Here is a 23547-nt window from a genome sequence, read left to right on the forward strand (position 1 = left end):
TTATGAGAAAAAAAGTTTATTGGATCAATCTTTTTTTATTGTTCTTTTTCTTGTGTTTTACTTTGGCGCCAGCTGTGGCTCATGCGACTGGTTGGGTAAGTGAAACGGTGGGTCAAAATGGAGCGATGTTTAATTTTGAAAAATATCCATTAGAAAATTATTCCCTTGATTTTTATGTGGATTCTTCTTGGAATTGGCTACCTTGGAAATGGGGCGATGGAATTGGTGATGCAGTGATTTATGGAGTTTATGCATTGACTAATGTCTTTTGGTTATTAAATGTTTATGTGAGTTATTTTATCGGGTTTATTGTTCAAGAAGCGTTTGATTTAGATTTTATTACTAGTTTAATTACAAGTGTTGCTACTAATATGCAACGAATTGCAGGAATTGATGAAAATGGCTTGCGGGCTACGGGTTTATTTCCTATGTATGGGAAATGGCTTGTGTTGATTGCTGGTTGTTATATTGCTTATGTAGCGGGTGTTAAACATCAAACGACGCGGGCAATCAAACATGGGCTTGTTTTTTCAGTTATTTTCATTTTGTCTGGCGTCTTTTTGATGAATGCTAAAACTTATTTAACACAAGTAAATGAAGCACAAAAAGATATTAATAGTGAAATGTTAGTGATTGCGAAAGATATTATCCCTAATGCGACTACTGGTGATGGAATTGTTATTGGACCTGATAGAGCTAGTCAAGAAGAGCAAGCTACCAAAAGAGCGACGAATGCCATTCGTGAAAATCTATTTGATTTACAAGTTTATACGCCGTATTTACTATTACAATACGGTGATAATAATGTGGCCTCTATTGGACAAACCCGTATTGATAACTTATTATCACAATCACAATTTATAGAAAAAAGCGATCGTGAGACTGTGGTTAAACAGGAAGTCGAAAAACAAAACAACATGAATATGTCGCTTAAAGGGACGTTTCTACGCTTTGGTATGACGTTACTAGTAATTGTTTCAAATGCTGTTGTTAGCTATAGTGTGGCTGTTTTAACGATTACTATGATAACGTCTCAAATTTTGTTTTTACTATTTTGTGCCTTTTTACCAGTTGCTATGGTTTTTTCGATGTTTCCTAATTCTAATCGGTTATTATTTACGGCAATGCAAAAAGTCGCCCAAGCTCTAATGACTAAAATGGGGATTACGCTAATTTTAGCGGTTGTTTTTTCTCTTAGTCATTCTTTTTTTACTTTATCAAGAGAAAAAGGCTATATCTGGGTTATCTTTTTACAAATTGCTACCTGGTTGACTACTGTCAATAAAGTCAATGAGTTATTAAGTTTTATGCACCTGGGGGGTGCTGACACTCGTCAAGGCGGGCGTTTTGGTCGAATGGCAAAGAGTTTATTGTTTGCAGGAGTAGCTAGAAATATGTTACGTCGTACAACGGCTAACTTGAAACAGGGTTCTAGAACACTTGAAGAAACCAATCAGCCACATACTACTTATCAGCCTGTGAAACAGCCGATGTCTAAACGAGTGGGTGCCAAAATTTCAATGCTTCAAGATAGTCCTAAGAATTTTGTTGAAAAAGTTAATACGATGAAAGATGCTGTTAAAAATGCTCCTACAAATGCGAAGTATAAAGCCTTACAAATGCGTAATAACTATGATGATGGTCGGCTTGGAACAGAAATAAAAAATAAGGCGGAACGTTCTAAACGAGTTACACAACAACAATTAGCGCAACAACAGCGTTTAGAGGCTCTTAAGCAAGTAGAACAACGTAAAAAAGAGGATGTTAGAAATCAATTAGCCGCTATTGCACCACGTAATTTGATAAAAACACGTATCCCTTCAGAAAAAAGTGGAATCACCCATTCTGTTCGTTCAACAGATGCAAAAGAAAAGCGACCATTGCCAATAGCAAAAACTAGTTTTAATGCGAAACAAACTAGAATACGAGACGATTTTAATGAGTCAAAGCATAGGATTGCTGAAGTAATGCCAAAACAAACGGCGATTAGTCAACCGAATAAAAAAGCTTCGGCTCAATTTAATGATAATCGTTCAGAAAAATCTGCTCCTATCAATTATTCATTGAGTGAAAAAGTTTCGAAAGAAACCATTCAACCAGAAAAATATAAGCCGCAAAAAGAGATAAAACCAGTAGCACCACAAAATAAAGTAGGAAAAAAAACGAACGCGGTAGATAAGTATATGAAACGCCAACCAAAGAGCTCTTCTAAACAGGGGAGGAAATGAAGATGAAAAAGTATCTTTATTCTTTTTTAGGTGGATTTTTAGGTTTAGGAATCGTGTTTATTCTTTTAAGTGGTGGCGGTCATTCACTTTCTTCAAATTCAATAACTGATGATGTTGTGTCTGTGGGATTACCTAAAGAAGTTTTACAATACGAAAAAATAGTAAAAGAAGAAGCAACAAAAGAAAATATAGCCGATAAAGTCAATTTGTTATTGGCTATTATGGCAGTAGAATCAGGCGGTCGTGGGAATGATGTGATGCAATCAAGTGAGAGTTTAGGCTTATCGCCTAATAGCTTACAACCGCTTGCTAGTATCAGACAAGGAGTGAAGTATTATGCGTCGCTCCTTCGCTCTGCCCGTGCAAAAGGTAGTGATGATGATGTAGCAATTGGTGCCTATAATTTTGGTGGCGGTTATATTGATTTTGTTAGCAAAAATGGGAACAAACACACATTAGCTGTCGCAGAAAAATTTTCTCATGATGTAGTAGCACCAAGCCTAGGAAATAGAAACGGACAAAAATATTATTACGGAAATCCGGTTGCCAATAATCACGGGAACTATCTTTATTTAAATGGTGGTAACTTTTATTATGTGGATCTCGTTAAACGATATCTAACGTCCGGTTCTGGTTCTAGTGCAACTACAATTGCTATTTTAAACAGTGTCTTAGGACAATCTGTTTATAATGGCGAATGCTACGGATTAATTGCTTATTATGTTGATAAATTAGGCGGTCCTCAAATGATGGGATCAGGCTTTTTGTATGCTGAATCCATCGGGAGTGATTATGATTGGGCTTCTTATGGTTGGGAGGTTATTTTTAATCCTGCTCCCGCTGACATAAAAGCGGGCGATATTATCAATTGGAAAGCTGGTGGTGCGTTAGCACCCGGAATTTACGGTCATACCGGAATCGTTGCTAAAGTATATGATGGTGGGAAACGTTTTGATAGCTATGAACAAAATTCGGAAAAAGGTCGAATTTGCGCTACTTATACCCGTACCTATGAGATTAACCCAATTACTAGCATTGTTAGAAAAAAATAAGGAATGAGGAGTAACTGCACTATGAAATTATTTAAAAGAAAGAAGCAACAATTAAAATCAGCTAAACTGAAAAAAAACCGCCAATCCCGTGTACCGCGTGTTATTTTATACGGTGGTTGGCTTTTATTAGTTTTTAGTGTTTGTTTTGGTGTCTATAATAATTTAACAGTTGTTTCTACTCACACTGTTCATGAAAAAGAAGTGATAAAGGAACAGTTAATTGATACAACTGGTCTACAAAGTTATGTGAAAGGATTTGCGACTACTTATTTCACTGTATCACCTACGAGTAATGAACAACAAAAACAAAAAGAAGCCTTATCCTATTATTTGTCAGATACAGTTTCCCCTTCTATCTATAAAGAAGTCAAAGAAAAAGTAACGGCTGAAGATGTGGAAATTTTACAAATTATAGAAAATAAAAATGAGAAAAATAGATACAGTGTCTTATTTAAGTTGCTGCTTAAAACGACGAACGACGCTTTTATGCGAGCTTATTCAGTAGATGTTTATGCACATAATAATCAATTTTTAATTGTTAAATTACCTATTCTCGCGTCTATGCCTAATAAAGCCCTTCTTGAAATAGCTAAACCTGCTATGTCTTCTAGTATTGATGCTACGACAAGAGAAACTGTCGAAGGATTTTTGACTACTTTCTTTACGGTTTATCCTAAAGCTGATGAAAAAGAATTGATTTATTACGGAAAACAAATTCAACCAATCCATGAGAATTTGACATTTCTTGAAATAACTAATCCACAAATGACTGAAACGAAAGAACAAGTTGAGGTTACTTGTACGGTCGTTTATAAAGATAATGAGACAAAATTATTATTGGAAATGCCTTATCAACTGTCTTTAGAAAAATTAGCTGATAAAAAATTTGCCATTAAGGAGTTAAATTAATGATGAAAAAAATACAAGGGTTCTTTTGGGTAAGTTTAGCTTTATTATTATTGGCAGGTTGTACTAAACCGGACGTATCTCAGGACAATATGGTACAAGAAAAAACAATTGATCAATTAACACATGAGAAAAAAGAATTAGAATTACTTTTAGAAAATGAAAAACAGAAACACTCTGTTCAACCTGCTGAATTAAGTGAATCTAATCTTGAAGAAAAAGCACAAGAAGAATTAGCCACGTTATTTGATACGTTTCTACATGCACAGTTTGAACAAAATCAAGAAACGTTGAAACATGTTACTAGTGCGCGTTTGTATACTCAATTAGTTGATCAAGCGGGGGCTTATGATTCGACGGTTTCATTTGAGAGTAAAGTTATTAGTATTGAGTTATATCAAGTAAAAATGAGACAAGAATCAGAAGCTAAAATAATTGGTAAAATTGAGGTTCAAACAACTGTGGGTGATTTTGCCCCGAATCGTTATGAACAATTAGTCGAATGTATGGCTATTAAAAATTCGGCGGGTATCTATCAAGTAGATACCGAAGTGTTAACTAATTTAGCATCATAAACGTTTAAGCAGGAATAAGAGTTGCCTTATTCTTGCTTTATTCATGTTACCTCGAAAACTCTTTTATTTGTTTAACTAAAAAATAAATAAGAATAGTTATTAATATTTAGTAAGAATAGTAAGTAAATTCTAATTATGTATAATTAAAGTATCTTAGCGGATATTTATACTAAGAAATTTATAGATAAAAGGAGTTTTGCGGTCAAATTTCTCAAGAAAATGTTTAAAAACTATTTTCTCTATTTTTTGTTTTTTTAATCAAACTTAGGAGGTCATATATGAATAAGAAAGTGTTAGTAAAGATTGTTGCAAGTTTGTTGGTTTTTTCAATTACTCTTACAGGCTTTCCTTTAAGTTTTATTCATCATGAATTGTTTGAAACGGTAGTTTTAGCAGACGAAAACTCTAAAAATTCGTCAAATGAAAAAGTAGTTAAGCCAGTGGTTGTTACGAATAATGATTTAATTATTAATGGCAAAAAAGTGAATGAAGAGGAATTAAAAGCTTTATTAGACAAAAAGATGCCTAGTCTATCTAGAATAGGTGGATTAGCCACTGTTTATTTTATACCAGGTGTAGGTGAAGTAGCTCTTACAGTAACCGGGGTAATTATTTTAGGTGGAGTGACAATTGGTGCAGGACATTGGGCATATAAAACGATTAAAAATTATTTTAAAGAACATACTAAAAATAAACGAAAAAGCACGTATAATAAACATACTAAACCGCGTCCAGGTAGACAAAATGAAAAGAAAAAACAAAAGCCTGGATGGCAAAAGAGGAGATAACTTTGAAACCTTTTAATTATAATGGATTGATTGAATTATATACGGAAACTGTTGATGAAGATAATGATTCTTTTTCATTGGGATATGTATTATATGAAAGTAATGATTATATCTTGTTTCTTTCTATTAATGAAAATAGTATGGTTGAAAGTGTCCAATTACGAATAAAAAAATATGTATCAGATATTCAATCTAATACGGATTATCTCAAAATGTTCTTGCAGTATATTAGCTATGTAAAAAAGAAAGGTATTTTTGATCCTTTCCGGTTAATTAATGAATATGAGCAATTACCTAATAAATCATTAGAAGGAGTCTTAGATTACTTCTTAGAAAAAGAAAGGATTATTTCTGTAGTAACTGCAGGAAACGAGGAAATTATTACTGGTAAAATTATATTACTAGAAGATCATTCTATTGTTTTAACTAAATTTGATTTTAATTCAACCAGTTATAATGAAAAAGTAGTTATTTTAAAGTCTGAAATAATTTGTATAGACTTATTTAGCTCAGAGAATCTTCTATTACAACAATATTTATTGAATAATGTAGATAAAAAAAATAAATTAAAGTGATATATACTGTATGCAGTTTGGATTTCAGTATGTTATTTTAAATGAAAAAATGAAAAAAAAGACTAGAAAAAAAGAACTCCTTTGTGTATAGTTTGAATCACGACAAACAAACCACAGAAAGGAGTTCTCTTTTTGAACTATAAACAGTTTAACATAGATGAACGGGCGTGTATAGCGTCTTTTTTAAGGGAAGGTAAAAGTTATTCAGTGATGGCAGAGCTGTTAGGACGTTCTGTTTCTTCAGTTTCTCGTGAGATAAAAAGAAATGCGAATGAACAGGGTGTATATAACCCTTCACTAGCACAAATCAAAGCCGATACGAGAAAAACACAAAAGAAAAATCGTTCGAAATATTCACTAACGTTGAAACAAAAAATTGAAGCTGATTTATTAAAGGGTTGGTCACCTGAACAGATTGTTGGAACTTATCGAACTCCAGAGGATTCCTTTGTTTGTCATAAAACTATTTATCGTTGGCTTAGAAAAGGCGATTTAGTTAACGGTAATGTGATAGTGTTACGCAGAAAAGGGGAAAAGTATAAACGTCGGACTGATGTTAATAGAATGAGGGGCGGGAAAAACATTCGTGATCGACCTAGAGAAGCACGGGATAGAAAACGTATTGGGGACTTTGAATTAGATACCGTTGTGGGTTGTAAAGGAACCAAGAGTTGTTTGCTTACCATAGTTGATCGAAAAAGTCGCTTTTTATTTGCAAGCTTAATTCCTGATAGAACCGCTGCTCGTGTGTCCAACGAAATTTCGCGTATACTATCTGACGAAGTTGTTCATACTCTTACAGCAGATAACGGTAAAGAATTTAGTAATTTTTCAGAGATCGAACAAAATTTGCAGGCAGAAGTTTATTTTGCGGATCCTTACGCTTCCTGGCAAAGAGGAACAAACGAAAACACGAACGGTTTATTACGTGAGTATGTTCCTAAGGGGGTAGATATTGGGACGTATACACAAGAACAAATTCAAGAATATGTGTATATGCTTAATACTCGACCACGAAAAGTTTTGAATTACCAAACACCCGAACAAGTTTATTATTCTGATGCTTGAGTTACATAATTGAATAGCTTCATAAATTGGGGGTGAAAAAATTTTCAAACAGGCACCCTCTATTTTGTCATGTTTAAAAAGTGTAAAAACCCCTAAAACCTTGTCGTTTAACAAGAAAAACTCTGTAACATATTTGTAATAAAAAAGTTTAGCATTTCTATTGACAATCTAGCGGTTGGCAAAAATCGAAAGAGGAATCACAGAAAGTACAAACCGTACAAACAAACAATGTAAATACTGAAGAAACAAGAGCAATTTCAGCAACCGAAGTTAGTCAAACCACGGCGTTGGAATTAGAGCAAACAACGCAAACACAAGAATTAACTGAATTAGTTACAGAAGAAGGGACGATTTGGAATCAGCAAAAAGCAAAACAGTTAGGACAATACATGGAAATCTGGGGTCAAGAACGCAATCAGAACTATCAAGCGTACCAACCAGGTCACTCTGTAGCTTTTTACACGATTCAAGTGCCTGATGATTTATTGAGTTATGAACCTAAAATACAACCAGCTATTGGGAACAATCCCATTTGGTTAAATTGGTCAGAAACAGGCAGTGAAGGGGGTTATTGTCTGGTGGCAGTATACTCTGACAGTGCGACACAAGTTGCCCAGAAGCATGTCTATTTATTTACTTTAGTGAATGGTGAAGCCAAAGTCTATGTGAGTAAAGAACAGCCAGTAGAGGAGCAACCTTATTTGTTTTTAAAAGAAAAACAGAGTATGGATATCTCTATCTTTTTATTAATTTATAAATCGCTTCAAAACATTTTAATACCAAGACTTATAGCTCTTTTTCTAATGGCTTTCTTTCTTGTATCTTTTTGTGAATTCTTATCTTTTCGTCTTCTTTTGTAGTAAAAGAGTAGTATTTATTAAGAAACAAATGTCATCATGTCTGCTTGAATTTGCTCCATCGAAACATGCGCGTATAAATCTAATGTTGTGGCAATATTCGCATGTCCCATCACATACTGTAAACTCTTAGGATTCATATTTTGACTGGCTAATCTCGTACAAAATGTATGCCTTAAGGTATGCGGGGTAATCGCAGGCAAGGGCTCTTGGTGTGTTTTATTGTACTTTCGTACGATTCTTTTTAACAGCTCTTTATAAATATCTCCCGTTTTTGGTAACCCTCGTTGATTGAAGAAGAGAAAACCATTATAACCATCAATAATTGGCTGATTGCCCTCTGATAGGGTTGCTAGTACGCGTTTCATTGCTTGGTAGGCTACTTCGCTTAACGGAACCTTCCGCACGCCACAGGCGGTCTTAGGGCTTTCTATATACAAGCCGCCTTTGGGGTTTCGCAATAGTTGATGGTTTACGTCAATTATTCGCTGCTCTAAGTCAACATCATTGATCGTTAAGCCGCAAAATTCCGAAATTCTAAGCCCTGTTTTCAATAATAACACCAGTTCATCGTAATAAGATTGATAAATCGGGTCTTCTGCGACAAAGGCTAAGAAATCAGTTTCTTGTTGCACACTCAAGGCTGTTTTCGGTACCGTAGTATCTTTTAACACACTTCTTAATGGATAGTCAAAAGGATTCTTGCGTACGTAGTCATCTTGTTGCGCTAAATAAAAAGCCGCTTTTAATGATCGTTTATAGTTATTGATGGTTTGATAGGCATAACCGGCTTGACTGAGGCGAATTGCCCAAGCCTTACCATCGGAAAGCTTAATCTTCCGAATGGGTCTATGACCTAACACATCTCGTTGTAACAACGCCATCAAATAATGGCGACCAGTTTGTGTATTCGTCTTCACATTCAAACTTTGTTCAATAAATAGTTGATAGAGCTGACAGAGCGTGATCGTTTGTCCAGAGCTATCCAGTCCTTCCGCTAAATCTTTTTGAATCTGTGCTTCTTTTTCTCGCAAGGCGACACAAGCTCGTTTTCCCGCTGGAATGCGATCGGTAGCCACCAATTTCCATGAATAAATAAATTTAGGCTTTCCGTTCGCATCTATATATTTATAGGCATAACGACCATCTGAGCGTTGGCTTTCACCTGTTTTTAATAGGCGACCTTTGTGGTCGCGTCTCTTTGTTTCCATTGTTTCTCAAACTCCTTCTGTTTACCCTAGAAAGAGCCTGAACTACGACTAGATTTATTCTAGCATAATTCAAGCTCTTTTCCCATGGCTGATTGATTAAACGGTATCTAATGTATCGAGGACTTGTTCGAATAAACGTCGCTTGATTTGAATCCGATTGCCATTCATTAAAAACCAAGTCGCCTGTGGATTTTCTTCAGCTAGACGTCGTAATTTATTCTCGCCAATCCGAAAATAACGGGCGGCTTCGTCAATGCTTAACATATATCGTTCCCATACGGGCACTTCATTCATTATTTCCATCGGTTTGGTCTCCTTCCGTCATTGGTTTTGTTAGAAACTGGGTGAATTTTTCATACATGGCTTGTCCGTTGTGTGGCGTGTGCTGTGACAATTGGTCAAATAAGGTATTCTTCTTTTGGGTTCCTACAACAGGTACGTAAGTGCCTAAACTGGCATGATATTCTTGCCGTTCAATGGTTTCTGCGGTCATGTACTGCACAAACGTAATTCGTCGTTCTAACTGTTTAAATGCATCGGGCGTTTTCTTTTGTCCAAAAATAGCATCGTAAAACTGTTTTGGATTGTAGGGAGTGGTGATAATAAAGACATCTACCATCAATGACTTATCAAAGAAACGACTGGGCGCTTTAGGATTTTCTCCATAGGGATCAAGCATTTTTAACAAATCATCATAAGGAAACGTCTTTGGGCGTAGCTCGTCTAAAATCACCACATGTTCACCATTATATTGTTGAAAGCTATCTTTTGATGAACCGGTAATAAAATAGTCTGTTTGAATGGTTCGAGCATAGTTTTTCGCTAACAGTGTTTTCCCTGTTTCCGATTGGCCATAAAGCCAAATGACAAGGATTGGTTCGTTACTTTCTTTACGGGCTGCTAACCAGCTTTTCGCTTTTTCGGCTTGAACTTGTTGATAGACATCATTGATTTGTTTTTTAGCTTTGGCGAATTGTGAACCAGTTAATTGAGCAATGACTTCTTCTTTGGTTAAATCACCATTACCTAATTGATCAAGTAGTTGACGAATTAAAATCGCATCTTTTCGACTAGTCTGACGGGTACTTTCTGTGACTTCTTGGGTCATCTGTTTAATAAGCGTTGGGTAGTCAAAGTTCGCTAGAACTTCGGTCACATCGTATAGGTGTTGATGACACGCATTGGTGGTGGCATGGATTAAGTAGGCAAAGCCGTTTTTATAATTTCCTTGCCATTGTTGTAGATATTGCGGCGAATCCCCTAATAACTTGGCTACTTGCTTAAGACTTCGCGGGTGTTCAAATTGCATCATAATATGCACATGCGCGGCTTTCTTTTCACCGATTTGATGAGGGAAGGGAGTGCCCTGTTGGGCTTCCCAGGCATCTTTCTCTTCTTGGGTATAGACATCTTGATCATGAAGGATACCCGCACAACGCTGTGGTTGTAGTTTTTCAGAAATTCTATCCATTCCTTCGGCTAATGTCTTAAATGGTAAATAAGCCATTCTTTGGACATACATCATATTTCGCGCTTTACTCATTACTAAACCTCATTCTTTCTATTTTTTTGGAACAATTATTGGCACTGGAACAGTCTAATTTCGGTGGTATAACAAGCCCTACCACCGTGTGAAATCAAGGTTTTTGGCTTCTTTTTGAGTTGGCACAATTTTTATTACTAGTTGTGCTCAGGGCTGCTCCTTTGTTTTCGTTCCGAACAAAAGCAGCCCTGACCACTTACTCGTGTTTCGTACCCATCAACCATAAATTCCGCTTTTCCCGTACAAAAGGGGACAGCACATATTCCGGATAATAACTCGCAATATGGGCTTTAATATGATCTTCCTGTTCGTGCAATAGCTGTTGTGCCTGAATTTCCCAGGGCATCTTAATCCATAATTGTAGATGCGTTTGGGTAATATCCAAGACCGATTTTCCTACTGCTCGATTGAAACAACTAACGGTGGTTTTGTTAGGTACCCAGTGTTTTTCTGATGTCTCATTCGTCGGGGTGTTAGGGGGAATTTGACGGATAAAACGCCGAAAAATGATCGTGCCCCACAGGGCTTTGCTTAAATTGCGTAAGGTATCTGTTTGTTTGCGCCTCATTATTTCAGGGAGTAACAGCCCTAGTAACAAAAATGGCATCAGCCTAACGCTATATTTTAATAGTATATTTAGCCATTGGAAGAGTTGAGGCAAGAATGGAAAAATGAACCATTCACTCGGATTCGTTTGTTCATGAATTGGTACCATGGTAAATAGGATGAAGCTGGCAAGTACGACGATCCAACTTAAGCACAAGCCATAGGCTAGTGGGTAACAGCGCATCAAATAGGTTTTCTTCATGATAAAATTCCTTTCTCAGTGTAAAATGTCGGTGTCAGTAACGGGAGTACTTGGTACGGGTGTTCATCATCAATGAGTTGAATTAAGCCGGTGCCTTTTCCAATGGGAATCACAATCCCCGCGGGATCCAAATCAGGAAAAAGAAACTGGGTTGTTTTACGATTGATATTACCAATTTGAACAAACACGTTGGCCTGTTCACGTACGCTAATAGGCACTGCGTTATAATCAAAGCGTTGGGAGACTAAAATCAAATGACAATTCGTCGCCCGACCTAATAAGGCAATCCCACTCAATAGGGAGAGAAAGGCTTCTTTGATGGCTTTGTTGACGCCTTCGGATAAAGCTAAGACTTCATCAATCACTACCGTAACGGGTTCAAAGACTTTGGTGGGTTGATCGTATAATTGTTCTTGCCGTTCATAAATAGTTGTTAATACTTGGCTCAAAGCATCATTGACTTGACTGACAAAATCACTTCTCGAACGATTCTTGGTCGGGTGAATGACGGTCAATTGGTGAGCTCGTGCCCAACGCGAAGGACTATCTAATTTTGGGTCAATAATAATTAACTGGGAGCGGGTAACCAATTGTTCTAATAAATACGTTAAGAAATAAGATTTGCCACTCCCAGAGTTTCCCGCAATCACGATACTAGTCACTTTTTGATAATCCATCGTCAGATGTTTCATAATGGGAATCTCGGTACCTTTCGTTTGATGAACATATGCACGTAAATCTGGAATCACTAACCGTTCACTAATCCCTTTAAACCAAGGGAAAAACAACGCCCGTTGGGTATGAATATCTTCCGTGTCTAAAGGAAGAAAGTACGCAGTGGTTTGTTTTAATAAGGTGTAACGAGGATAGAGACTCGCATTAGCGATAATAAAAATTTTTTGATACAAGTCATCATCAATTAAATAGCCCGCCGGGGTACGGGGGACGAATAGGAATCCGTCCGCTTTTACCGCTACATAAAAAGAATTCGTATAGGTTGATTCACCGTTAATGGCGAGAGCCATGTTTAAACTTTGGGTTAAGTACTGTTCAATAGCGTGTGCTTCCATCATTTCACGACCTTTAAGCCGTCGGCTTTGAAATACACATTGTTCCGAATTTCAATTCCTTGAAGGTGCTCAAATTCAATGACGGCTAAAAAAGGGGGCAACGTTGGTTTCTGTTCAAATTTCACCGGAAAAGGATTTAATCCTTCTTGGATAAACCAAAGTTTATAGCCTTTAATGGTGTCCGTTCGTCGGTTGTCAACATATTCGTATTGAGTTTCCATAAAGGTGGTCACGCATTGAACGGGCTTATCTGGTACGATAAATTTTCGGGCAGTGGTTTCTGCATAGTGATTGGTTTGATTAAAGGTTGTTTTCATAATGGGAATCCTCCTTAAAATAGGGTTGATTATTTCTATAGTCTTACTATTTTGGTTCTTTAATTTCATTTAGCTATGAACTACTACGCGTCGTAGTCCATATAAGATTACTAACAACAAAGGGGTGCACAAACCTTTGTTGTATTCATCTTATCGTAGCGCTCGATAATTTGGTTGTTCATCTAGTTGTTAATTTCCTAGCGTTTCATCAACCAAATGAACAACTGGACTTTATACGCAAAAAAGAGCCTTCCCCTAAGGGTTAGCTCTTGATACTGAATTATTTTGCAAACAATAATAATTCTTCTGGAGATAAAAATTGGAGTAAATTATTTTGAAGATGAATAAATATATTAATACTTTCTATGATATTTTTATTTAGGTGTTCTTGTAGCCGTTGCATAATTTGACTATTATTCGTTAAGTATCCCGGGATAATTTTGTTGTGATAGAATAAAGTGTCATAGAATTCACTGCTATGTTTAAATTTGTACTTATCATTACGTGTGATACCATTTCTTCTAGAAGTAAGTGCTTGATTAATCAGGGCATCAATATCTACTTCATTCATGTACGCTTTTCCATCAACTTTTTTATACGTAATCCCATATTTATCAAATTTCTTTGCTAATGCTTGATCTGGTATTTTGTCTGCTAACGCCATTTCATTTGCCAAGTCAATAAGTTTCATTTTTTCTTCTACCTCGGCGTCAGATAAAGGGTGATCGGTGAATTTGTGGAAATTATTAGACGAAATATAAAAGCTGTCATTGTAGGTTGTTTTAACTGGGACAGTAGTTTGAAAGGAATCTGTTAAATTTTCATCTAGAAATTCCTTAATCATATTTTGCACGATGAGGCCTAACTTAAAGATAGTATTACTACGTAACTTTTTGATCACATTCGGTACAATCACTTTATTAAATTGTTGGTTAATCCACTGATTGACGGTAGTATTAATGGTTGAAAAATTAAAGTCATCGAATAGAGTATCCATAACTTCGGCTTGAAATGAGGTGATCATTTTATCTTGGCACATCCACCACATCTTACTAGCCATATCAGTAAAGTCAATAACGGTGGCTTCATTAATAGGCGCAGACCTACGGTCTCTTTCGGGATTAATGAGTTTTCCATTCTCACGATAGTAAACATCATTTTTTTTGCAGAAGTCATCCATGAATTTATCCTCTAATTGTAAAAAGTGATAGCGCTGAAAATTATATTCTGCGAACATTTCTGCTAAAGATAGGACGGCTGTTTGAGCTTCAATTGCTGTTTGATAGCTTGTGTGATATAAGTATGCATGGCTAGTTAAGTCTTTCATCATAATGGTAAAAAATAATTCATAGAATAATTCACACAAAACATTCTCTAATTCGGCGGCTGTTCCGAAGATAATTTCGGCCGGGCTTTTATCAAAGATATGGACATAATCAAACAGAACGGTCGCAGTCATATAGTTGCCGCTTTTGGGAACAATCCCTTTTTCAATGCGACTAATCGCCGCTTTATCCGAAATAGCTTCCATTTTAAAACCACGATCAAGGCGTAATTTTTTACAGCGTTGGGCTATTTTTTCGATTAATAATTCGGTAAAACAAATCAGCATCTGGTTTTCTTCCAATCCTAGCTATTTTAAAACGACTTCCACCGTTTCAGTCACCCTTACGGGCTATTCCTTGCTCATTTGGTAAGTTTTTTTATATTCAATGGCGGATTTTCCCGCCGGTTGGTAGGTAAATTTCTAACCATAGGGGAGGTAATCGGCTTTAATGAGCTACGACCTTTCTTCAACTTTTAGTGAGTAATACCTAGCACATTCATTCGTAATTAAATGGGATCATTACTTCCCCATTAGTAAAAAGTATGGCACTGTTGTTCTTGTTTTAATTGCTCCTCATGGGTCCTATGGTTGTCCTCAATAACTAAAAAAACTCCACGGATAAGTTAACGACCCCCACATCTAACTTGGCCGTTATTGACTTATTCCGTGAACGCTTTTTTAATCGGTTTTCATTGTTCTATTTCTGCTTTACGTTCTTGTTGGGGTCTTTTTTTCCTATATAAGATGCCCACAAAGATGATTAAGAACGTTCCTAATAAGTTTCCTAGCATTGATTTTTTTTCATTGGTTGATGGGAAGACCCTGGCAAGGGCTTCTTTTTGAGTTTCACCGGTGGCGTAAGGTAGACCGGCCAAACGTTTAGTTGGTTCAGCTCCTTGGGAGCTGGCTGTTTTTTGTGGTTGCTCACTGACGGATGGTTCTTTAACTGGTTTTGTAGGTAGTTTTTCTTTACCCATTGTTGTAGGCGGATTAATTGCTGGTTCCTCTTTAATTCCTGTTGTATCAGGTTCGCTTGAGGTTTCTTCTACTTGATAGGTCACAACGACCTGACCGGTTTCAACCATTTCTGCTTCAACTGCTTTTTGTGTAAAAACAAGCGTCAGCCCCATTACTAGTGAGATCCCACCCCCAATCAATTGTTTTTTCATTTGCTTAGCCTCCTCGACTTATTTCTTGGAGTTCGATCCTTTTTCTACCACGACTAAATCCACGCTAGTGCTGGCACCATTTAATTGTTGCTGGGTAGTTAAATCAAATGCCTCAATTTTCATTTTCAGCTGATAATGTCCCGGTTTCAAAGCTTTAGGTAATGGAAATTCATTCACGGCTTTCCCGGGTTTGACCAAACCGGTTTCCATTAAGACCTCGTTGTTTTCCCCATAAGAAATGATAAATTTAAAACTAGCTTTGTTAAACTCAGGATTCGCTAAGGCTACATAGGCTTTTTCTGCGCCTTCACTAACAGTGATTTCATCATAACCAGGAAAAACAAGTTGGGTCGCATCATAATTGGAGGGCTTCTTCATTTTTGTGTCGTAATTAACGGCTTGTGGATCGTCCTTTAATTCCACCTGATCAGTAGTGGACTGTTTAGGCGTATTGAAAAAGAACCAGCCTCCGATTAGTACCAAAATAAATAGTCCCAAGAGGGCTAACCATAGTAGACGTTTCTTTGCGTTCATGTGGTTCTCCTTTCATCTACATTTAGTAACCCGGATTGATTAGGGCACTCGTTGATAGTTAAATGTGACGACATCAGAATAGATCCCAGCCTTATCGGCTTTACTAGTTAGATACGCCACTAAAGTCTTTTCATTCACTGTTTTATCTAGATTAAACGAATAATCGACTGCAGTAGTAATATCTTGACCATTCACGTCTTTAAGTTTGTAGTTAGCCCCCAAAGTATGGTCTGCCCCTTGTAATTGCCAATGGTTTTGCGAAGTAACCGTTAATTGAATGTTACTATTACCAGAATAGGCTTGCCCATCAGCAGTATTAAACAACTTAATGTTATAATTAGTATCCGTCCCTTTGGTTTGACCAACCTTCGGTTCATTCGTTTTAGAAAAGTGTAACCTCGCTGGTAATTGTAACGCATAACTTATGTTTTGCAGAACAGTAACCTCTACCGTTTCACTAACTGAACCAGAAGAGTAGGTAACCGAATAAACGCCGGGGATAGTAGTATCTACCGGACCATTGACGGTGACTTGGTCAAACGGCACAACATCACCAGCTTTATTTTTAGCTGATACAAAGTTAGTTATAGGGTTCCATGTTTCATCAGAGTAAAGATTGATTTGGCTATTTTTAAGTTCAACCGCTGATTGATCTTTTAAAACAGTGATGGTAGCTTCTTTACTTAAATTACCGTAAGAGTAAGTAATGGTATAACTTCCCGGGGTATGAATGTCTACCGTTCCGTTTGTGACAACTTGTTCAAAAGGGACCGCATTTTTAGTTTTAGTTGTATCTGTGGCCGAAACAAAATTATCTGCGGGATGCCAAGAATCACTCGTATAGAGGGTTAGATCTTGTAGCGTTAAGGTAGGGGCAAAAACCCAATACCAATCACCCGCCATTGCTGTCCCATCATAAGATTGAAGGAGTTCTGCATTGCCATACCCTTCCCCAGAATTGTTTAAACGCCAAGCATTTCCGGTATCAATAGATACAACTGGCATTACGGTTAACTTAGTGGTACTACCTAATTTTAAATGAGTAATACTTGTAGTATCAGTTTCTGTTATACCCGTATAAAATAAATGATCCGCACCTAGAATTCCTGTTATATCACCCAAACCTGATACATCAAAATCGGTTAGACTAATACATTCACCTACTATATAGTCCATAAAAGTTACCTTAGACGTATTAATATGCGGCAAGACGATACTTGTTGCACTCCTGCATGCTTGGCATAGGTAGGCTATATTCGTTACGTTAGGAATATTAAAGCTTGATAAATCTAAACTCGTTAGGCCAATACAACCACTGAACAGACCCTGTATGTTCGTTACGTTAGGAGCATTAAAATCGGTGAAATCTACGCTTGTTAAACCGCTACAACCAGAGAGCATATAATTCATAGTCGTTACGTTAGGAATATTAAAGCTTGATAAATCTAAACTCGTTAGACCGCTACAACCAGAGAGCATATAATTCATATTCGTTACGTTAGGAATATTAAAGCTTGATAAATCTAAACTCGTTAGACCGCTACAATCAAAGAACATTGAGTTTATATTCGTTACGTTAGGAATATTAAAGCTTGATAAATCTAAACTCGTTAGACCTCTACAACCACTGAACATATTGCTCATATTCGTTACGTTTGGAGCATTAAAATCGGTAAAATCTACGCTTGTTAAACCGCTACAACCAGAGAACATACTACTCATACTAGTATCGGTAGCAGTATTTATAGTTCCTAGGGCTACACTGGTTAAGCTTGTATTTCTCTCGAACATAGAGTTCATATTCGTTACGTTAGGAATATTAAAGCTTGATAAATCTAAACTCGTTAGACCGCTACAATCAAAGAACATTGAGTTTATATTCGTTACGTTAGGAATATTAAAGCTTGATAAATCTAAACTCGTTAGACCTCTACAACCACTGAACATATTGCTCATATTCGTTACGTTTGGAGCATTAAAATCGGTAAAATCTACGCTTGTTAAACCGCTACAACCAGAGAACATACTACTCATACTAGTATCGGTAGCAGTATTTATAGTTCCTAGGGCTACACTGGTTAAGCTTGTATTTCTCTCGAACATAGAGTTCATATTCGTTACGTTTGGGGCATTAAAATCGGTGAAATCTACGCTTGTTAAACCGCTACAACCACTGAACATACTGCTCATATCCGTTACGTTTGGGGCATTGAAACTTGATAAATCTACACTGGTTAATTTTTTATACCCCATAAACATTCCATTTAGACTGTCAGCTTTGATATTCAAAGCTCCTAATTTTATACTTGTTAAGTTCATATCACCCCAAAAAATAGTATTAAAGCCTTCAGCGTTAGGGGCATTAAAGTTGGTTAACTTTAAGCTTGTTAGGTTGCTACAACCAGAAAACATATATTCCATGTCAGCTACGTTAGGAATACTAAAGCTTGATAAATCCAAATTTTTTAGGCCGCTACAATTAGAAAACATATTCCGTATATTAGCATTGGCAGCAGTATTTATAGTTCCTAGGGCTACACTGATTAAACCGCTACAACCACTGAACATACTGCTCATATCCGTTACGTTTGGAGCACTGAAACTCGTTAAATCTACACTCGTTAAACTGCTACAATTTCTGAACATACCGCTCATATTCGTTACGTTAGCCGTATTTAAAGCAGTTATATCCAAACTCGTTAAACTGCTACAACCACTGAACATACTGCTCATATTCGTTACGTTAGCCGTATTTAAAGCAGTTATATCCAAACTCGTTAAACTGCTACAACCACTGAACATACTGATCATATTCGTTACGTTAGCCGTATTTAAAGCAGTTATATCCAAACTCGTTAAACTGCTACAACCACTGAACATACTGATCATATTCGTTACGTTAGCCGTATTTAAAGCAGTTATATCCAAACTCGTTAAACTGCTACAACCACCGAACATATTGCTCATATTCGTTACGTTAGCCGTATTTAAAGCAGTTATATCCAAACTCGTTAAACTGCTACAACCACTGAACATACTGATCATATTCGTTACGTTAGCCGTATTTAAAGCAGTTATATCCAAACTCGTTAAACTGCTACAACCACCGAACATATTGCTCATATTCGTTACGTTAGCCGTATTTAAAGCAGTTATATCCAAACTCGTTAAACTGCTACAACCACTGAACATACTGATCATATTCGTTACGTTAGCCGTATTTAAAGCAGTTATATCCAAACTCGTTAAACTGCTACAACCACTGAACATACTGCTCATATTCGTTACGTTAGCTGTATTTAATTTTTCAAGATGCTCAATTTCTGTTAAGTTAGATAAACCATAAAATAGCCCACTTAATGAAGTTACTGCAACTACCGTATCATCAAATACGACTTTGTTAACGCTAAGCTTAATTGAATCAAAAGGTGACTTAAATGAATAAATATCTACCCAATTAGGAAGATCTCCACCGCCTAAATGCAGGACACCATCCGGTGTTAGATACCAATGAATAGTTCCTAAATCTCCTTCTGCATCCACTGTTGTTATTGGATCTGGTAATCCGAGTTCTGAAACCTCATCTGTCACAGCTTCTACAGGTACCGTATTCAGCAATGAACATAGTCCTAACGATGTAAATACTAAGGTTGTCCATAAAACATTCTTTTTCATGATAGCCTCCTTCCATCAGTTTTTTTATTAAAAACCCCCTTTTATCTGGTCATTCGCCAATAAAAGAGGGCCACTATCTTATTAAAGAATGAAAAGACTTAATTTTATAGCAATTATGAAGTTACATTTTCATAAGTGAAGGTCAAGACATCCGAATAATTACCACTTTGATTCGCTTTACCAGTTAGCGTAGCGGTTAACGTTTTGGTATTAGTCGTACTATTCAAGGTAAACGAATAATTAGCTGCCGTCGCATCGATGGCTCCATCTTTTAGTTTATAAGTAGAACCTACATTGTCAGCGGTATCTTTTAATGTCCAATTTTTGGCAGACGCTACACTTAATTTCACATTTTTTGCTCCACTATAATCGTTAACCCCATCGGGGTTTACCATTTTAAAATTACCATTAATACCGGTTCCTTCGGCCACGCCATTAGCTGGTTCATTTAATTTAGTAAAGTTAAATCCTGATGGTAATTGAATAGCATAGGATGGTGAATCAGGATTGGCAGGGTCATTTACTTGAACCGCTGTGGTATATTGGACATCGATGGTACTAGTACCAGAATCCGCCGCCCAAACTGGAACTGTGCTTAAGACCACTCCACCTAATAATGCTGTTGTTACTAATAGTCCTGTTAATTTTTTCATTTTTTTCTCTCCTTGTTTTCTGTATTGGTAGTGCTAATTTAATCTTTCATGACCTTAGGTCATTTTAACTTTAGCTTAAGAAATGTTTTATTACATGCTAACACCCTATTTAGTAATTCCGCTTATCTTGCGAATCGCTAGTGTTAATTAAAACAATTCCTCTTTGAGATAATTTCTCTTCTTTAGTTAATCAGTTCCTACGGAACTACTAAGAATACCTGTTATCCCCCACGTGAAACAGATGAACCGTTTTCCTTTTTACAGTTACCAATTACATTCGTAAACCTCCTATCTACAAAAATTATCCCGAGAATGAAATTTAGTATCAGATAAACAACTCTGTACTAGTGGTCATTTCAATCTTAGTATAATCACATTATTTTAAATAAATACGAAATAAAATTCCACAAAAACTAACCTTATAACTTCAAAAAAAGGAATGTCAGTTAACGAATGTGTTCATACCAGCGTTTATTCAGTATCTTCGTCTTTTCACCTCATTTATATATTATTCGACAAACGATTAAAAATAATATTTTAACCATTTCCTTACATCAGGGATTTTATGTATAATAAGACATTGCTTAAAAAGCTGATTCTTCAAAAAAACTTGCCAATCGAGTTCATTGACAAGTAGTTGTATTAATTTAAGTAATAATCTATAGTAAACAGGATTGCTTAAGGTTTCTTTTTTTAATACGTCGTGTTAAGGCTCTTTAGAGTAGTAATAGGGTAGTATTTTTGATTTTTGTTATGTTAGTAATCCCTTTAAGGATAGCAATTAAGTTAATTTCTTCTTTTTTAATAAAAACAAGCAATACAGAACTGAAAGAACAATTCACAAATCTTGTGAATAATCTTTAATTTTTTATTTAATCAAAAGGAAAAGAAAATTTATCATTGACAAAGTATCCGCTTTCATTTTATTCTGTAGCTACCCCTTGGGAAAGGGCAAAAGGAAGTTTTGAAAGGGATGGAAAAAATGAAGGAAACAAGTTTAGTAATTATTAAGCCAGATGGCGTTGAACGAAAGTTAGTTGGCAAAATCATTCAACGTTTTGAAGATAAAGGTATTGACTTATTGCACCTTAAATTCGAACGACTAACAGTAGAAACAGTGAAGGAACATTATGAGCATTTAAAAGATGAACTATTTTTCCCTGAATTATTAGCCTATATGACAAGTGGCCCAGTGGTTGTGATGGTCGTTGTAGGGGACAATGTGGTTAAAAAAGTGCGTAAATTAGTTGGAGCAACGAATCCGTTAGATGCTGAAAGTGGCACCTTACGAGCGGATTATGGGTTGTCTGTCACCAAAAATTTAATCCATGCTTCTGATTCTGTCCAATCAGCAAAAATTGAGATGCAACGGTTCTTTGGTTAATCAGCGAAAAAGAAGCAATCCTTTATTTTTTATAAAGGATTGTTTCTTTTTTATTAATTGTCAGAATATTCCGCTTAAATGGTTGACATCTGGAGGTAGAAGAGTAGTATAGACTACATACTAAATACTAAATGACCGCGTGTGCTTCAGGAGGATAAAATGATAACAAGTGATGAATTGACAGAAAATCTTAGTCCGTTTGAATTAAGTCTATTTTTAGAGAAGAAATTACATGAAGAAAATCATAATTTAGAAACATTGTTAAATGCAGGGCGAGGCAATCCTAATTGGACGGCGCCAACACCAAGGGAAGCCTTTTTTTTATTAGGTCAATTTGCTACAAAAGAAACGTTAAGAGAGGGGAGCGAACAAACGGCTGGTATGATTCAGCCAAGTTTTGGTAGAACGCAACGCTTCTTAAACTTTTTAGCAGAAAATCCTAGCAAAGGGGCAACCTTCTTACAAGAAATTTGGACAGCAGAGCATAACTATTTTGGGATGGATAAGGAAATGTGGTTAGATGCCATGTTAGACTATGTGATTGGGGATAATTATCCGAATCCTGTTCGTTGCTTGAAGGCGTGTGAACAACCGATTAAAGCATATTTAAATCAAGAATTATTTTCCAGTGAAGCACAACCGTTTGATATTTTTGCCGTTGAAGGTGGTACAGCAGGGATTTGTTACTTGTTTGATACGTTGGCAAATAATTATTTACTAGAAAAAGGTGATCGTATTGCGTTGTTATTACCAACGTTTGCTCCTTATCTAGAAATTCCAGAACTACCACGTTATGATTTTGACGTGGTTAAAATCAAAGCAGAGCAAATGATTATTGATGGAAAAACGACGTATCAATACTCAAACAAGGAAATTGATAAACTAAAAGACCCGTCCATCAAAGCGGTTTTTGTCGTAAATCCCAGCAATCCAACTGCCAATGCTATGGGAAAACCTACCATTGAACAAATCAAACAAATCGTTGCAGTGGATAACCCTAAGTTAATGATTTTAACAGATGACGTTTACGGAACCTTTGTGCCAGCTTTTCGTTCACTATTTACGGAGTTACCTTACAATACAGCCTGTATCTATTCTTATTCTAAATACTTTGGCGCTACCGGTTGGCGTGTGGGGACTATTGCGGTTAGCCAAGAGAACATCTTTGACCAATTATTAAAAGAACTGCCAGTGGCTCGAAAAATGGAATTACAGGCACGTTATGCTACATTGAATGCAGACACAAGCCAAATTAACTTTATCAGCCGCTTAGTCGCAGACAGCCGCGATATTGCGTTGAACCATGCAGCGGGACTTTCTTCTATTCAGCAAGCGATGATGGCTTTATTTAGTTTGTATGCTTTGTTAAAAGACGGTCAAGCTTATAAAGACGAAGTGATGGATATCTGTCATACGCGTGAAAAGCTCTTGTTCCGCACCTTAGGCATTGAAGAGCCTTTAGCAAGTTTAAATACAGCCTATTATTGTGAAATTAACTTTAGAGATTGGACAGAAAAACGTTATGGCCCAGAATTTTCAAGTTATTTAACGAAATCGTGGACGATCACAAAAGTATTAACCTCTTTAGCAGAAAAAGAAAAATTAATGCTTTTAAAAGCGGATGCTTTCGGGAGTGACAAATGGTCAGTTCGAATTTCTTTAGCCAATTTAGCTACTAACCAATATAGTGAAGTTGGTAAACGAATGATTCGCCTATCTGAACACATTAAAGAAGAGTGGTTGCGCCAAAAGCGCCAAGCAATTAAATAAAAAAACGCTAAGTCTCTTAAGCTGCAGGAGACTTAGC

20 protein-coding genes and 1 pseudogene are annotated in these 23547 nt (G+C 36.4%); 10 read left to right on the forward strand and 11 right to left on the reverse strand.

Translation table 11 applies throughout. The features are described from left to right. Window positions 1-2: 2 nt before the first annotated feature. From IGI80_RS09435 to IGI80_RS09470, 8 genes and pseudogenes are all read left to right on the forward strand, one after another. On the forward strand, window positions 3-2228 hold the full coding sequence (locus IGI80_RS09435; RefSeq protein ID WP_438723307.1) for a CD3337/EF1877 family mobilome membrane protein: 2226 nt from the start codon (window positions 3-5) through the stop codon (window positions 2226-2228). 2 nt (window positions 2229-2230) lie between these two features. Next, window positions 2231-3280, forward strand: coding sequence for a lysozyme family protein (locus IGI80_RS09440; protein WP_438723309.1), 1050 nt, complete (start codon window positions 2231-2233; stop codon window positions 3278-3280). 21 nt (window positions 3281-3301) lie between these two features. Next, window positions 3302-4189 carry a conjugal transfer protein gene (locus IGI80_RS09445; protein ID WP_438723310.1) on the forward strand — a complete coding sequence of 296 codons (888 nt, stop codon included), beginning with the start codon at window positions 3302-3304 and terminating at the stop codon, window positions 4187-4189. Continuing rightward, window positions 4189-4761 carry a hypothetical protein gene (locus IGI80_RS09450; RefSeq protein ID WP_438723311.1) on the forward strand — a complete coding sequence of 191 codons (573 nt, stop codon included), beginning with the start codon at window positions 4189-4191 and terminating at the stop codon, window positions 4759-4761. Before IGI80_RS09445 ends, IGI80_RS09450 begins: the two co-directional genes overlap by 1 nt. A gap of 278 nt (window positions 4762-5039) precedes the next feature. Beyond that, complete coding sequence (locus IGI80_RS09455; RefSeq protein WP_438723313.1) at window positions 5040-5549, forward strand: hypothetical protein; 510 nt, start codon at window positions 5040-5042, stop codon at window positions 5547-5549. After that, entirely contained in the window at window positions 5531-6124 is a 594-nt protein-coding gene (locus IGI80_RS09460) for a hypothetical protein (protein WP_438723315.1), read from the forward strand. Before IGI80_RS09455 ends, IGI80_RS09460 begins: the two co-directional genes overlap by 19 nt. A 132-nt stretch (window positions 6125-6256) precedes the next feature. Further along, window positions 6257-7192 (forward strand): IS30 family transposase, encoded by a 936-nt coding sequence (locus tag IGI80_RS09465; protein ID WP_438723317.1) that lies wholly within the window; start codon window positions 6257-6259, stop codon window positions 7190-7192. A 173-nt stretch (window positions 7193-7365) separates the two neighbouring features. Next, window positions 7366-7926, forward strand: a pseudogene (locus IGI80_RS09470) (DUF4767 domain-containing protein); the annotation flags it as partial. Window positions 7927-8069: 143 nt separating this feature from the next. On the opposite strand, the gene IGI80_RS09475 reads toward IGI80_RS09470, so the two are convergent. The 11 genes from IGI80_RS09475 to IGI80_RS09525 form a co-directional block, all read right to left on the reverse strand. Beyond that, entirely contained in the window at window positions 8070-9260 is a 1191-nt protein-coding gene (locus IGI80_RS09475; RefSeq protein WP_438723318.1) for an integrase DNA-binding domain-containing protein, read from the reverse strand. A gap of 96 nt (window positions 9261-9356) precedes the next feature. Continuing rightward, entirely contained in the window at window positions 9357-9554 is a 198-nt protein-coding gene (locus IGI80_RS09480) for an excisionase (RefSeq protein WP_438723446.1), read from the reverse strand. Beyond that, window positions 9547-10803 (reverse strand): Rep family protein, encoded by a 1257-nt coding sequence (locus IGI80_RS09485; protein ID WP_438723319.1) that lies wholly within the window; start codon window positions 10801-10803, stop codon window positions 9547-9549. Before IGI80_RS09485 ends, IGI80_RS09480 begins: the two co-directional genes overlap by 8 nt. 196 nt (window positions 10804-10999) lie before the next feature. Beyond that, complete coding sequence (locus tag IGI80_RS09490; RefSeq protein ID WP_438723321.1) at window positions 11000-11371, reverse strand: hypothetical protein; 372 nt, start codon at window positions 11369-11371, stop codon at window positions 11000-11002. 236 nt (window positions 11372-11607) lie between these two features. Continuing rightward, window positions 11608-12684, reverse strand: coding sequence for an AAA family ATPase (locus tag IGI80_RS09495; protein ID WP_438723322.1), 1077 nt, complete (start codon window positions 12682-12684; stop codon window positions 11608-11610). After that, window positions 12681-12998, reverse strand: coding sequence for a hypothetical protein (locus tag IGI80_RS09500; RefSeq protein WP_438723323.1), 318 nt, complete (start codon window positions 12996-12998; stop codon window positions 12681-12683). The genes IGI80_RS09495 and IGI80_RS09500 overlap by 4 nt, the downstream gene beginning before the upstream one ends. 280 nt (window positions 12999-13278) lie before the next feature. Beyond that, window positions 13279-14610, reverse strand: a complete 1332-nt coding sequence (locus IGI80_RS09505; RefSeq protein ID WP_438723324.1) for a helix-turn-helix domain-containing protein — start codon at window positions 14608-14610, stop codon at window positions 13279-13281. A gap of 404 nt (window positions 14611-15014) precedes the next feature. Next, entirely contained in the window at window positions 15015-15494 is a 480-nt protein-coding gene (locus IGI80_RS09510) for an LPXTG cell wall anchor domain-containing protein (RefSeq protein ID WP_438723326.1), read from the reverse strand. An 18-nt stretch (window positions 15495-15512) separates the two neighbouring features. Next, the gene (locus IGI80_RS09515; RefSeq protein ID WP_438723327.1) at window positions 15513-16028 is read right to left on the reverse strand and encodes a hypothetical protein; all 516 of its coding nucleotides are present in this window, start codon (window positions 16026-16028) and stop codon (window positions 15513-15515) included. A 39-nt stretch (window positions 16029-16067) separates the two neighbouring features. Continuing rightward, a complete protein-coding gene (locus IGI80_RS09520; protein ID WP_438723328.1) occupies window positions 16068-19703 on the reverse strand; it encodes a BspA family leucine-rich repeat surface protein in 3636 nt (1211 codons plus the stop codon). Between the two features lie 113 nt (window positions 19704-19816). Beyond that, window positions 19817-20356, reverse strand: a complete 540-nt coding sequence (locus IGI80_RS09525) for a hypothetical protein (RefSeq protein WP_438723330.1) — start codon at window positions 20354-20356, stop codon at window positions 19817-19819. A 973-nt stretch (window positions 20357-21329) separates the two neighbouring features. On the opposite strand from IGI80_RS09525, the gene ndk reads away from it, so the two are divergent. Then, window positions 21330-21740, forward strand: coding sequence for a nucleoside-diphosphate kinase (gene ndk / locus IGI80_RS09530; protein WP_002381321.1), 411 nt, complete (start codon window positions 21330-21332; stop codon window positions 21738-21740). Between the two features lie 159 nt (window positions 21741-21899). After that, window positions 21900-23510 (forward strand): aspartate 4-decarboxylase, encoded by a 1611-nt coding sequence (aspD, locus tag IGI80_RS09535; protein ID WP_002355939.1) that lies wholly within the window; start codon window positions 21900-21902, stop codon window positions 23508-23510. Window positions 23511-23547 lie beyond the last annotated feature (37 nt).

The sequence above is a fragment of the Enterococcus sp. DIV1420a genome (assembly GCF_051712165.1).
Lineage (GTDB): Bacteria > Bacillota > Bacilli > Lactobacillales > Enterococcaceae > Enterococcus > Enterococcus faecalis.

Bases quoted from the DNA above. Each gene is read 5' to 3' on its own strand.
- IGI80_RS09435 (WP_438723307.1), top strand. From the start codon at position 3: ATGAGAAAAAAAGTTTATTGGATCAATCTTTTTTTATTGTTCTTTTTC.
- IGI80_RS09440 (WP_438723309.1), top strand. From the start codon at position 2,231: ATGAAAAAGTATCTTTATTCTTTTTTAGGTGGATTTTTAGGTTTAGGA.
- IGI80_RS09445 (WP_438723310.1), top strand. From the start codon at position 3,302: ATGAAATTATTTAAAAGAAAGAAGCAACAATTAAAATCAGCTAAACTG.
- IGI80_RS09450 (WP_438723311.1), top strand. From the start codon at position 4,189: ATGATGAAAAAAATACAAGGGTTCTTTTGGGTAAGTTTAGCTTTATTA.
- IGI80_RS09455 (WP_438723313.1), top strand. From the start codon at position 5,040: ATGAATAAGAAAGTGTTAGTAAAGATTGTTGCAAGTTTGTTGGTTTTT.
- IGI80_RS09460 (WP_438723315.1), top strand. From the start codon at position 5,531: ATGGCAAAAGAGGAGATAACTTTGAAACCTTTTAATTATAATGGATTG.
- IGI80_RS09475 (WP_438723318.1), bottom strand. From the start codon at position 9,260: ATGGAAACAAAGAGACGCGACCACAAAGGTCGCCTATTAAAAACAGGT.
- IGI80_RS09480 (WP_438723446.1), bottom strand. From the start codon at position 9,554: ATGAATGAAGTGCCCGTATGGGAACGATATATGTTAAGCATTGACGAA.
- IGI80_RS09485 (WP_438723319.1), bottom strand. From the start codon at position 10,803: ATGAGTAAAGCGCGAAATATGATGTATGTCCAAAGAATGGCTTATTTA.
- IGI80_RS09490 (WP_438723321.1), bottom strand. From the start codon at position 11,371: ATGAGGCGCAAACAAACAGATACCTTACGCAATTTAAGCAAAGCCCTG.
- IGI80_RS09495 (WP_438723322.1), bottom strand. From the start codon at position 12,684: ATGATGGAAGCACACGCTATTGAACAGTACTTAACCCAAAGTTTAAAC.
- IGI80_RS09500 (WP_438723323.1), bottom strand. From the start codon at position 12,998: ATGAAAACAACCTTTAATCAAACCAATCACTATGCAGAAACCACTGCC.
- IGI80_RS09505 (WP_438723324.1), bottom strand. From the start codon at position 14,610: ATGCTGATTTGTTTTACCGAATTATTAATCGAAAAAATAGCCCAACGC.
- IGI80_RS09510 (WP_438723326.1), bottom strand. From the start codon at position 15,494: ATGAAAAAACAATTGATTGGGGGTGGGATCTCACTAGTAATGGGGCTG.
- IGI80_RS09515 (WP_438723327.1), bottom strand. From the start codon at position 16,028: ATGAACGCAAAGAAACGTCTACTATGGTTAGCCCTCTTGGGACTATTT.
- IGI80_RS09520 (WP_438723328.1), bottom strand. From the start codon at position 19,703: ATGAAAAAGAATGTTTTATGGACAACCTTAGTATTTACATCGTTAGGA.
- IGI80_RS09525 (WP_438723330.1), bottom strand. From the start codon at position 20,356: ATGAAAAAATTAACAGGACTATTAGTAACAACAGCATTATTAGGTGGA.
- ndk (WP_002381321.1), top strand. From the start codon at position 21,330: ATGGAAAAAATGAAGGAAACAAGTTTAGTAATTATTAAGCCAGATGGC.
- aspD (WP_002355939.1), top strand. From the start codon at position 21,900: ATGATAACAAGTGATGAATTGACAGAAAATCTTAGTCCGTTTGAATTA.